The organism is Ruegeria sp. HKCCD6157 (assembly GCF_013110685.1).
Classification (GTDB): domain Bacteria; phylum Pseudomonadota; class Alphaproteobacteria; order Rhodobacterales; family Rhodobacteraceae; genus Ruegeria.
This window is the reverse complement of sequence record NZ_WVRB01000001.1, coordinates 1,353,190-1,364,741: the sequence shown is the minus strand read 5'-3', so window position 1 is coordinate 1,364,741 and position 11,552 is coordinate 1,353,190. Positions and strand designations below refer to the sequence as shown.

The window sequence follows — 11,552 nt, the reverse complement described above, 5'->3', positions numbered from 1 at the left end:
CCCTCGGTTAGCACGGGATCCCCGCCAAGCCAAGCGTTGAGTTTGTTCACCGGGTCCGTCAAAGTGCCCGTCATGGACCGAAACGTCATCAATTCCATCTGCAAGGAATTTCCCGGTGCAGAACTGTCAGACCCGTGGGGCGGCGGTCATGACGCGTGGAAAGTTGGCGGCAAGATGTTTGCCTGTATCGGAATTGCAAATGACGGTGTTTCCGTCAAAACACCCGATGCGGAAACGGCTCAGATGCTGATTGATGCCGGTGTCGCGGTGAAAGCCCCCTATTTTCACCGCAGCTGGGTCCGCCTGCCGTTTGATGCCGAGACAGGCGAACTGCGCCATCGTTTGGCGGTTTCCTATGACCTTGTACGCGCATCGCTGACAAAAAAGCTTCAGGCGACGCTGGCGCCGCGAAGCTGATTGACAAACGGCCACCGCTCTGCCCCATTCAGCGCAAAGCAACCAGGGGCGATTTCATGAGATTGTCTGAACGCATCACGCAGATCACCGGCGGCGGCAGCGATGGCTGGGACGTGTTCTATCGCGCCCGCCGGATGTTGAGTGAAGGACAAGCCGTAACCGAACTGACGATCGGTGAACATGACACCCGAACCGACCCTTCGATTCTTCGGGCGATGGAGCTGTCGGCCCGCAGCGGCCATACAGGTTACGCGATGGTGCCCGGCACGGACCTGCTGCGCGACACGGTCGCCGCTCGGGTTCAGACCCGCACTGGCGTTCCGACCTCTCGGAACAATGTTCTGATCACCCCCGGCGGGCAAGCTGCCCTGTTCGCGGCACATATGGCCGTTTGCGATCCCGGAGATGTCGGATTGTATCTCGACCCGTACTACGCCACCTATCCCGGCACGATTCGGGGTGTTGGCGCCGTGGCCCGTGCGGTTCAAACCCCGGCCGATGACGCTTTCCAGCCCCAGGCAGAGCGGATCGATGCCGCTGCTGAAGGCGCGGTTTCGCTGTTGATCAACACGCCGAACAATCCGACCGGCGTGGTCTATTCCCGTCAATCGCTCGAGGCGGTCGCTGACGTGTGCAAGCGGCGCGATCTCTGGCTGATCTCGGATGAGGTGTACGATACGCAGGTCTGGGACGGTGAACATCTTTCTCCGCGTGCGCTGCCCGACATGGCAGAGCGAACGCTTGTGGTTGGATCCATGTCCAAGTCCCACGCCATGACCGGGTCTCGGTGTGGATGGGTCGTCGGCCCTCAGGAGGTCATCGCCCATCTGATCAATCTGGCGACCCACACCACCTACGGCGTTCCCGGGTTCGTACAGGACGCGTCGAGTTTTGCGCTGACTGCGGGTGTTGAACTTGAAGAAAAAATCGCCGCTCCGTTCCGCCGCCGCCGGTCCTTGGCCATGGACATTCTGGCCTCGCAAAACATCGTCGGCCTCGTCCCCGCGCAGGGCGCCATGTATCTGATGCTGGATATCCGCGCGACCGGGATGTCGGGGGACGCGTTTGCCAACGCGCTGCTGGACGCACACAAGATTGCCGTCATGCCCGGCGAAAGCTTCGGCAAGGCCGCTGCCGGGCACATACGGGTGGCCATGACCGTGGCGGATGAACGCTTTGCGGTTGCGCTGAAAACGCTGTGCGAATTCGCGTCGCAACTTGCGAGGCAGCACGCAGCTGAATAAGCCCGTTGTCAGAAACGAAACGTTGTACGCAGGTTGAAAACGTTGGAATCCAGACCACCGGTGGATCGGGTGACATCATCGAAGTCCTGCCGCAGCGCCTCACCGCTGATGACAAAATTGTCGCCAATCGGATAAGCGACGCCGATCCCGTAAACAGCGGCGGTATCGCTGTCGACGGATGTTTCGGCCCGTGCCGCACCAACGACGACATACCCCAGCGCGCTGCCGAAATCGTACCCGCCACGCAGTTTCAATCGGGTCATACTGTCCAGACTGCCCTGAGACTGGCTGAGGTTCAGGGAAAGGCGGTTGTATTCAAGTTCACCGCCCAGAACGAAAGCCCCGAAATCCCGATCATAGCCTACATGCGCACCAAAGGCGGTGTCGTCCCCGCTTGATCCGCCCGGTCCATCCGCATCCGCGTACCCAAAGCTGAGCCCAACGTACCCCCCTGTCCAATCCTCTGCCAAAACCTGGCCGGCGCTGGCCGTCAGAGCCACGACAATCAGGACAGAAAAAAGTTCAAAAGTCTGTTTCAACGCGATTTCACTCGGGCTTCAGATCATGTGTTAACTTATAATTAAACTGGGATCGCTTTTGTCAGAGTTCAATTCCTTGCACGCAAAGCTCAAGAGTAAGTGAATGCAGTATAACAGATTTCTGTCCTCGGGGGAGAAAATCTGCCTTAGAGTTCCGTCAGAGGTTTGTTGGGCAGATATTTGCTGAAGTAAATTCCGTTGAGGTCGCAAACAGAACAGATTGCGTCGCCGTGTTTTGGAATTGTTGCGCCAAACGTATAGAGGCGGAATGACTGACCACGACTGGAAAATCAGCCTGATCAGCCGCACCATTGGTGCGGACCGGGGGCGTGCAGCGAGAGGACGGCCGTAAGCGGCCATTTGCCAGTTCCCCAAACATCTCTCACAGATCGGAAATAGAAATGAACGACCAATCCCGCAACACATCGCGCAGCGGCGGTCGCGCTGCGCGTCGCGCTGCCCGTGCAACCGCATTGCCTGAACATCTGCGGCCCGTGCGCCCCGGTATGGAGGGCGGTGTCCTGAATGTTCTGACCCAGGCACAGATCGAACGTATCCACGAGGCCGCCCTGACCGCATTGGAAACCATTGGTCTGGCGGACGCGCCGCAAAGCGGGATCGACTATCTGGTTGGTGCAGGCTGCACATTGGGCGACGATGGCCGCATCCGCTTTCCCCGTGCGCTTGTCGAAGACACGATCGCAAAGGCGAACCGCAATGTCACTTTGTACAGCCGTGACGGGAAGACCGATCTGGACCTGACAGGTACAAAAGTACATTACGGCACGGCTGGTGCAGCCGTTTCCTTGGTCGACGTGCATGGTCGCGAGTATCGCGATTCAACCGTTCAGGATTTGCACGATGCCGCACGTATCTGCCAACAGCTTGACAATATTCACTTTGTTCAGCGCCCCATGGTCTGTCGCGACATTGCGGACAACCTGGAAATGGACCTGAACACGATCTACGCCAGCTGTTCAGGAACATTCAAACACGTCGGCACATCCTTCACGGAACCCAGCCACGTCGCCCCCGCGATGGAGATGATCTACATGATCGCGGGCGGCGAAGACAAATATCGCGAGCGACCATTCGTGTCGAACTCGAACTGCTTCGTCGTCCCGCCGATGAAATTCGCCACTGAAAGCTGCGAAGTGATGGAGGAATGCATCAAGGCCGGAATGCCGGTTCTGTTGCTGTCAGCCGGAATGGCCGGCGCCACCGCGCCATCAACCATCGCCGGAGCAATCACCCAGGCCACGGCGGAATGCCTTGCGGGATTGGTTTATGTAAACGCCGTAAGCCCCGGCGCGCCCGCAGTTTTCGGCACCTGGCCCTTTGGTCTTGATCTGCGGACTGGCGCAATGTCCATCGGTTCCGGAGAACAAGCCCTGCTGACGGCAGGCTGCGCCCAGATGCACCGTTTCTACGACTTGCCGGGGGGCGCGGCGGCCGGTGCGTCAGATTCGAAGCTGCCCGACATGCAGGCCGGGTGGGAACAGATGTGCTCGAACGTGATGGCGGGGCTGTCCGGTCTGAACATGGTTTATGAAGCCGCTGGAATGCACGCCTCGCTGCTGGGATTCTGCTTTGAAAGTCTTATCCTCAGCGACGACCTGATCGGTCAGGCACAGCGCTGTGTGCGCGGGATCGAAGTGACCGATGAAACCCTGGCATTGGATCAGATCGCATCGGTATGCATGGGCGGCCCCGGTCATTATCTGGGCACCGATGCGACCCTCAGCCGGATGCAGGCCGACTACGTCTATCCGACCTTTGGTGACCGCTCGTCCCCCAAGGAATGGGTGGAGCTTGGCAAGCCGGATCTGGTTGAAAAGGCAGTGGCCCGAAAGAATGAGATCCTGTCCACCCCGTCGGCGGCCCGGTTCGACCCGCTTCTGGATGCTGAGATTCGGGAAAAATTCAACATACACTTGCCGTTATAGCATCTGAAAAAGCGGCCCGATGAGTGTCGGGCCGCCCTTTCTTGTTTACCCGTTGCTGGGTGGAAGCAAACCTGCCTCTTGCGCAACGGCCACTTCATCAGCATCCAGCGCCCCGTCGCCATTTGCGTCCATCGCCGAAAATGTATCGGCGTCAACGTCGGGCAACACGGCCTGAATTTCTTCGATGGTCAGAACGCCATCGCCATTGGCGTCGGTTGAGGACTGCGCCGAGAGCACTCCCGGCAAGGTCAGTGCAGCAATGGAAATCCCAATCAAGTACTGCGGTTTCATTTTCGTGCCTCCTGGATAAGTTGATTATGTCTTCGTCCGGACAGGCCCGAGAAACACCGGATTAGCCGCAGGCGTCACCCGTTTTGCGTGATTTCCGGGAAGTCGCGCCAATCTTTGCGTGTTTGCCCGAGTCGGTGTTGCGACACACCGCCGGGCAAAACCTTGCCAGACCCGTTTCGGCAAAACTTGCCCGACAGGCATGGCCCGATCCGGCAAGACCGCGCTCATCCGGGCAACCAGTCGCAAAAAAGAAAGGGGGCCGAAGCCCCCTGTCAGTTTCGCCATCCAGGCTCATTTCGTTGACCGCCCGGTGTTTTTTTGCCTGCGGCCTGGACGTCGCATGGAACGAGCGCACCCGTTCCGTGAAAGAGTGGGAGGGAGCAAATATTCCGCCCCACCCTGTTCCCGGCCAACACGGGCATGTCGGCCGAGTGAAGAAAGGACATCTGGTAAATCTTGTGTCCTTTCTCCGAATTCGTCGGGGTCGGTTACCTAGGGCAGCGTCCGACCCCTACGCCCCGGGTTGCCGGGGCGCTTTCCTTAGCTACACCCGCTTGTCGCGCCACAGGTGTTGCATTTCATGCAGGTGCCGTTGCGCACCAGTGTGTAGTTTCCGCATTCGCCGCAGGGATCGCCCTCGTACCCCTGCATCTTGGCCTTTGTGCGGGCGTCCATGCTTGTGGCCACCGCCGTTTCGGCTGCCGATGCTTCAAAGGAAGCCGCCGGTTCAGCCATGCCGTTCACCTCGACCTGACCCGCATTGAACACAGCCAGATCTTGCGGCAAGCGCTTGCGCAGATAGCCGGTGGAGCTGATTTGTTTCAGCACTTCCAACGACTTGGACGCGGCTGTATCGCTGATTTCCGAAACATTCGAGACACCCTCGTCCTCGCCCCGACCCAAATCGTCAAAGGTTGCGCCTTCGGGTTTCACGTGGGCCAAATCGGTGCGGTCCAGATAGGACACGGCCAGTTCGCGGAAGATGTAATCCAGGATTGACGTTGCGTTCTTGATCGAGTCGTTGCCCTGCACCATCCCCGCGGGTTCGAACTTGGTGAAGGTGAAAGCGTCCACGAATTCTTCCAGCGGAACGCCGTATTGCAGTCCAACCGAGACGGCGATGGCAAAGTTGTTCATCATCGCACGGAAGCCAGCGCCTTCCTTGTGCATGTCGATGAAGATTTCGCCCAGCTTGCCGTCTTCGAACTCACCGGTGCGCAGATAGACCTTGTGGCCGCCCACGATCGCCTTTTGGGTATAACCTTTGCGGCGATGCGGCAGTTTCTCGCGATGGCTGCGGATCATTTCCTTGACCACAACCTTCTCGATCACCTTCTCGGCCAGAACGACCGCTTTTTCCTGTGTCGAACCGCTTTCCAGAACTTCGGCTGCCTCGTCGTCATCCTCGACCAGTGCTGCCGCCAGCGGTTGCGACAGTTTCGAACCGTCACGATAGAGCGCGTTGGCCTTCACACCCAGCGACCAGCTGAGTTCATAGGCTTTCTGGCAATCTTCGATGGTCGCGTCATTCGGCATGTTGATCGTCTTCGAGATCGCACCCGAGATGAAGCTCTGTGCCGCCGCCATCATGGTGATATGGCTTTCAACCCCAAGGAAACGCTTGCCTTTTTTCCCGCACGGGTTGGCGCAGTCGAAGATTGAATAATGCTCTTCCTTCAGATGCGGCGCACCTTCCAGCGTCATGGTTCCGCAGACATGGTCGTTGGCCGCCTCGATATCCGCACGGGAAAAACCAAGATGACGCAGCAGGTCGAATGTCGGGTCATTCAGCTTGGTCGCCGGGATGCCCAGAACACCGGTGCAGAAATCCTCGCCCAGTGTCCACTGGTTGAAGACGAACCGTATATCGAAGGCGCTTTCCAGAGCCGCATCCACCTTGGCCAGTTCATTCGGGCCAAAGCCATGACCGGTCAGCGAGGTGTGGTTGATCCCTGGCGCATTGCCGATGGTGCCGTGACCAACTGCGTAGGATACGATCTCTTCGATCTGCGACGAGGAATAGCCCAGCTTTTCCAGCGCCGATGGCACCGAGCGGTTGATGATCTTGAAATACCCGCCACCGGCCAGCTTCTTGAACTTCACCAGCGCAAAGTCAGGCTCGATCCCGGTGGTGTCGCAATCCATCACCAGACCGATGGTGCCGGTGGGCGCGATCACGGTGGCCTGCGCGTTGCGATAGCCGTTCTTCTCACCAAGGCTCAGCGCCTCATCCCAGGCTGACATGGCCAGATCGACCAGGCGCTTGTCCGGGCAGTTGCCGTGATCCAGCGGCACCGGTTTGACGGCTAGTTTCTCGTAGCCTTCTGTCACACCCTGCGCCGCGCGGCGGTGGTTGCGGATGACACGCAGCATATGCTCGGCGTTGCGCTCATAACCTTTGAACGGGCCAAGCTCTCCGGCAATTTCAGCCGAAGTCGCATAAGCCACACCGGTCATGATCGCGGTCAGCGCGCCACAGATCGCCCGGCCTTCGTCCGAGTCATAGCTGTAGCCCATGTTCATCAGCAGACCGCCGATATTGGCATAACCCAGACCCAGTGTGCGGAAGTCATAAGACAGCTGCGCGATTTCCTTCGACGGGAACTGCGCCATGGTCACCGAGATTTCCAGCGTCAGGGTCCACAGGCGCGAGGCATGCATGTAATCCGCTGCCTGGAACTCACCATCCTTGAGGAAGGTCAGCAGGTTCATCGAGGCCAGGTTACAGGCCGTGTCATCCAGGAACATGTATTCCGAGCACGGGTTCGAACCGCGGATCTCACCATCTTCGGGGCATGTGTGCCACTCGTTGACCGTGTCATGGAACTGGATGCCCGGATCGGCACAGGCCCAGGCCGCATGGCCGACCTTTTCCCACAAATCCCGCGCCTTGACCACCTTGGCCACCTTGCCGTCGGTGCGGTTGATCAGCTCCCAATCGGCATCCTTTTCAACCGCCTTGAGGAACGCATTGGTCACGCGGATGGAATTGTTCGAGTTCTGGCCCGAAACCGAGCTGTACGCCTCCGAATCCCAGTCTGTATCATAGGTCGGGAACTCGATGCTGTCGTGGCCCTGCTTAGCATAATCCAAAACACGCTTGATGTAAGTTTCTGGTATTGCGACCTTTTTCGCTTCACGAACCGCCTTTTTCAGCGCGTCGTTCTTGTTCGGATCATAGGCGTCATCGGCAGATCCATCCCAAGACCGGATGGCCTCGAAAATGCCGTTCAGCATCTTCTCGTGCATCTTCGATCCGGCAACGATCGAGGCCACCTTCTGTTCTTCGATCACCTTCCATTCGATGAATTGCTCGATGTCTGGGTGATCTGCATCGACGATCACCATCTTTGCTGCCCGACGGGTTGTTCCGCCTGATTTGATCGCGCCAGCGGCGCGGTCGCCGATCTTGAGAAAGCCCATGAGGCCCGAGGATTTGCCGCCGCCCGAAAGCGCCTCGCCTTCTGCACGTAGATGGCTGAAGTTGGTGCCTGTGCCGCTCCCGTATTTGAACAGGCGCGCCTCGCGCACCCACAGGTCCATGATGCCACCTTCGTTCACCAGATCATCATCGACCGACTGGATGAAGCACGCGTGCGGCTGAGGATGTTCATAGGCCGATTTCGACTTGGTCAGCTTGCCGGTCTTGTAATCGACATAGTGGTGCCCCTGCGCCGGGCCATCGATTCCATAAGCCCAGTGCAGGCCAGTGTTGAACCACTGCGGTGAGTTTGGCGCCGCACGCTGGGTCGCCAGCATATAGCGCATCTCGTCGAAATAGGCGCGCGCGTCTTCCTCGGTCGAGAAATAGCCGCCCTTCCAGCCCCAATAGGCCCAGGCACCGGCCAGACGGTCGAACACTTGCTTCGACGATGTTTCTCCTTCGAACTCTGCGCCTTCTGCGGGAACCGATCGCCACAGAAATTCAGGAACGTCTTTTTCTTTCACCTTCTTGAGCTTGGTGGGCACCCCCGCCTTGCGGAAGTACTTCTGCGCAATCACATCACTTGCAACCTGCGACCAGCTGGAAGGGATTTCGATGTCATCAAGACGAAAGACAATTGTACCGTCCGGATTTCGGATTTCAGATGTTGCCGACACAAAATTCAGTTCCGCATAGGCGTCCTGATCCGGTTTGGTGAATTTTCTTTCAATCTTCATGTCCGCAGCCCTGGTTTATTCAGCTCAATTTCAGATTCCCGACACCAAATCTTGTGTTGCAGGGTGTCGCCCACAACGCCCTGAGAAGCGTGCAAAAAGGTACTGTTCGCTGCCTTGGACAGCGCAATGCCGCTAATGCGGCCGCACGATAATCGTTTGTGCTTATCCGACCCTCGCCCGCTGCCTTTTCTGGAATATACACCAGATGTTGTGGCAATCTCGTTGGCTCATACAATTTGACGTATGTTCCCATAGTAGGTCAACGCCCTTTTTCGGTCATTTCCCAAATCTTTTTTATTGACCTGATGGTTGCATGAGGCCTTCTGCGTGCAGGCCGCGATTCCTCCACAGCTTCATCCACGGCCAATTTCCGCCGACGTTTTGCGCTCTCAAAATGAATTCCCGTTTTTACCAGCATAGTTATCTGGATTTGATCAACCAATGGCATGCTGGTTACCTTGAAAGGGAATCAATACCGTCCGGGCAAACAGACCTGCGCCATGTGCCGAACGGTTTACCCAAGAGCGAGGGAGTTCAAACGAATGAAGTTGTTTCATTTTTTCCCGGCCATGGCCTGCATCGTTGCATGCGCACCACAAGATGTGCCCATCCCGTCACGCAGCGCACAGTTTGAATCCTTCCCGAAACGGCTGTTCGATACGTTTGAAACCAGTTGCTCGGGCCCTGGCGAGTCTTTCAAAAAAACCGCGAACCAAGTTTTTGAATGCAGTGAGTTCCTGCCCCCGAAGGCGACAGCCTTTCTGATTCTGAACTATGACGGCCATCCGCAGGAACTGCCCCAAAGCGTCATGCGTCTTACGTCAACAAAAACAAACGCAGGGTATCGCGTGGACGCGCGTGTTTTCTTCCACGTCCCGCAAAAAACCGGTGCGGCAGTTGAAGTTCCGGTCGAAAGTGAGGTTTTGAATCAAGCCATCAGCGAGCTCTACCAGACAATGGGTGGCTCGCCGAATTAGCTTGATGGAAGTGGTCGGGGCGGCAGGATTCGAACCTACGACCCCCTGTACCCAAAACAGGTGCGCTACCAGACTGCGCCACGCCCCGGACCGTGCGCCTTCCTAACGACGCCGATCTGATTTGAAAAGCCCTAACAGGGCCAAATTGCAGGTCCTTGCGAAAAAATTTCGTGCTTCATCTGTGTCCCGGGCCCGATGGAGTAGCGCGCGGACAATCCTGCATTGATTTCAAGCACCGCGTATACGGAGTCGCCCCCTTCAATCGGCGTAAGATCACCCGGAATCGCCCCTTCATGCACACGCGTCACCAAACCGGTGCGATCCAGAAAAACCATATCGAGCGGGATCAGTGTGTTCTTCATCCAGAAAGCAACGGGTTGCGGCGGATCAAAGACGAACAGCATACCGGATCGAGCCGGCAACGATTCGCGAAACATCAAACCGCGGGATCGCTCTTGCGGAGTGACGGCAACTTCCACGTTAAATTGCACGGTCGCACTGTCGTTTCTGAGTGTGACACGATCCGATCTGCACGCAGCAGCGGCAACCCCTGCCCACAACGTTACGAATATGGTCAAGAGAATCCGAAGCCGTTTCATCCGGTTCAGCTATCCAAAGCCGCTTCCCAGGCCAGAACCTGCGCGGCCATCCGACCACGCTTGCCGTCGATCACCCTCATGGCCAGCGCTTCACCTGGTTGCAGATCGGCAAGACCCGACCGGCGCAACACCTCAATATGAAGGAATACGTCTTCATTTCGCCCAAAGACATTGGCAAATCCGAAACCCTTGCCTTTGTCGAACCATTTCACCCGTGCGGCTTCCAGCGGCGCCTTTGCGATAGCCTCCGGATCCAGCTCGGCGAAATCGGCAAGCATCATCGAGTCGGTCCGCGCCGGCGGATCAATCGCAACGACCTCGACCGCCTGAACCCCTCGGTCCGTGCGGTGAGTCATGATTTCAATGCTGGCGCCATCCGCAACCGAACTCTGGCCGTAATTGCGCAGAACATTCACGTGCAACAGAATATCCGGGCCGCCCTCTTCGGATACAACAAAGCCATAACCCTTGGCAGGGTCGAACCATTTTACGTGTCCACGGACGCGGTACATGTTGTTCAGGTCTTCTGGCACGGTTTTCCCATCGCGAATTTCAACAGTTCGTTAAGGGTTTGTTGTTTATGGGAATAGCAGGCAAATTCAAGCTGAAAAAATCGTTTATTTTCTGCCTGTTGCATTTCACGACACGTGAACGTCATGGATTCAACCTTTCAACATGCCATGCCGATCCCGGCTCAATTCGTTGCCATCTGAACCGGTCATGCAAGCGGAATGCTCCATCGGCCCAGAACTCTATCTCGGTGGGCGTCAATCTGTACCCGCCCCAAAACGGCGGACGCGGTGGATTTGGCCCAAGTTTCGCCGTCACTTTCGCGACCTCTGCCATCAAAGCTGCCCGGCTTGAAAGCGGTTGCGACTGCTTTGAAGCCCACGCGCCCAGTCGGCTTTTCAATGACCTTGATGCATAATACTCATCTGCCTGGGGCCCATTTTCACGACGTATTGTACCACGAACACGAAGTTGACGCCGCAAAGATTTCCAATGCATCACAAATGCAGCTTTTCCTGCGGTATCCAGTTCCTTGGCCTTGGCGCTTTCGTAGTTCGTATAAAAAACAAACGAGTCCGCTTCGATTTCCTTGAGCAACACCATGCGTGCATTTGGCAAGCCATCCGGATCAACGGTTGCTAGCGCAATCGCATTCGGGTCGTTCAATTCGGTTTCTTCAGCCTCGGCAAGCCACCGGGCCGCTATTTCAAACGGATCGGAGCCAGCAAAGATGCCATCACGCTCGGTCATTTCCATCCCCTGGAAAGTATTAACGACGAACCTAAGGCGAGAACCCGCTGCGGGCAAGAGCGCACGGCCTTGATGCAACGCAACCAATGGCATAAACCAACTCAACATAACGCGAAGA

The 11,552-nt window shown here is 57.2% G+C and carries 10 protein-coding genes and 1 tRNA gene; 4 read left to right on the top strand and 7 right to left on the bottom strand.

From position 1 onward, the window contains the following. Positions 1–72 precede the first annotated feature (72 nt). Together GS612_RS06480 and GS612_RS06475 are read left to right on the top strand one after the other, a co-directional pair. Complete coding sequence (locus GS612_RS06480; RefSeq protein WP_171639441.1) at positions 73–417, top strand: MmcQ/YjbR family DNA-binding protein; 345 nt, start codon at positions 73–75, stop codon at positions 415–417. Between the two features lie 56 nt (positions 418–473). Continuing rightward, positions 474–1,661, top strand: coding sequence for a pyridoxal phosphate-dependent aminotransferase (locus tag GS612_RS06475; RefSeq protein ID WP_171639440.1), 1,188 nt, complete (start codon positions 474–476; stop codon positions 1,659–1,661). Positions 1,662–1,669: 8 nt separating this feature from the next. On the opposite strand, the gene GS612_RS06470 is transcribed toward GS612_RS06475, so the two are convergent. Continuing rightward, positions 1,670–2,200, bottom strand: coding sequence for an outer membrane protein (locus GS612_RS06470; RefSeq protein ID WP_253286105.1), 531 nt, complete (start codon positions 2,198–2,200; stop codon positions 1,670–1,672). A gap of 401 nt (positions 2,201–2,601) precedes the next feature. Here GS612_RS06470 and GS612_RS06465 point away from each other — a divergent pair, with 401 nt between their 5' ends. Continuing rightward, the gene (locus GS612_RS06465) at positions 2,602–4,146 is read left to right on the top strand and encodes a trimethylamine methyltransferase family protein (RefSeq protein ID WP_171639439.1); all 1,545 of its coding nucleotides are present in this window, start codon (positions 2,602–2,604) and stop codon (positions 4,144–4,146) included. 45 nt (positions 4,147–4,191) lie between these two features. Here GS612_RS06465 and GS612_RS06460 read toward each other — a convergent pair whose 3' ends face one another. Both GS612_RS06460 and GS612_RS06455 read right to left on the bottom strand, forming a co-directional pair. Further along, a complete protein-coding gene (locus GS612_RS06460; protein ID WP_117868858.1) occupies positions 4,192–4,437 on the bottom strand; it encodes a hypothetical protein in 246 nt (81 codons plus the stop codon). Between the two features lie 540 nt (positions 4,438–4,977). Further along, on the bottom strand, positions 4,978–8,598 hold the full coding sequence (locus GS612_RS06455; RefSeq protein WP_171639438.1) for a vitamin B12-dependent ribonucleotide reductase: 3,621 nt from the start codon (positions 8,596–8,598) through the stop codon (positions 4,978–4,980). A 446-nt stretch (positions 8,599–9,044) separates the two neighbouring features. On the opposite strand from GS612_RS06455, the gene GS612_RS06450 reads away from it, so the two are divergent. Continuing rightward, positions 9,045–9,575 (top strand): hypothetical protein, encoded by a 531-nt coding sequence (locus GS612_RS06450; protein WP_253286104.1) that lies wholly within the window; start codon positions 9,045–9,047, stop codon positions 9,573–9,575. An 11-nt stretch (positions 9,576–9,586) separates the two neighbouring features. Here the strand turns inward: GS612_RS06450 and GS612_RS06445 are convergent. From GS612_RS06445 to pdxH, 4 genes are all read right to left on the bottom strand, one after another. After that, positions 9,587–9,663: transfer RNA gene (locus GS612_RS06445), tRNA-Pro, on the bottom strand. A 43-nt stretch (positions 9,664–9,706) separates the two neighbouring features. Beyond that, positions 9,707–10,174, bottom strand: a complete 468-nt coding sequence (locus GS612_RS06440) for a DUF192 domain-containing protein (protein WP_152458086.1) — start codon at positions 10,172–10,174, stop codon at positions 9,707–9,709. A 5-nt stretch (positions 10,175–10,179) separates the two neighbouring features. After that, positions 10,180–10,686: a cold-shock protein gene (locus GS612_RS06435; RefSeq protein ID WP_174829352.1), complete on the bottom strand. Its 507-nt coding sequence runs from the start codon at positions 10,684–10,686 to the stop codon at positions 10,180–10,182. 142 nt (positions 10,687–10,828) lie between these two features. After that, positions 10,829–11,434 carry a pyridoxamine 5'-phosphate oxidase gene (pdxH, locus tag GS612_RS06430; RefSeq protein ID WP_171116534.1) on the bottom strand — a complete coding sequence of 202 codons (606 nt, stop codon included), beginning with the start codon at positions 11,432–11,434 and terminating at the stop codon, positions 10,829–10,831. Positions 11,435–11,552: the final 118 nt, after the last annotated feature.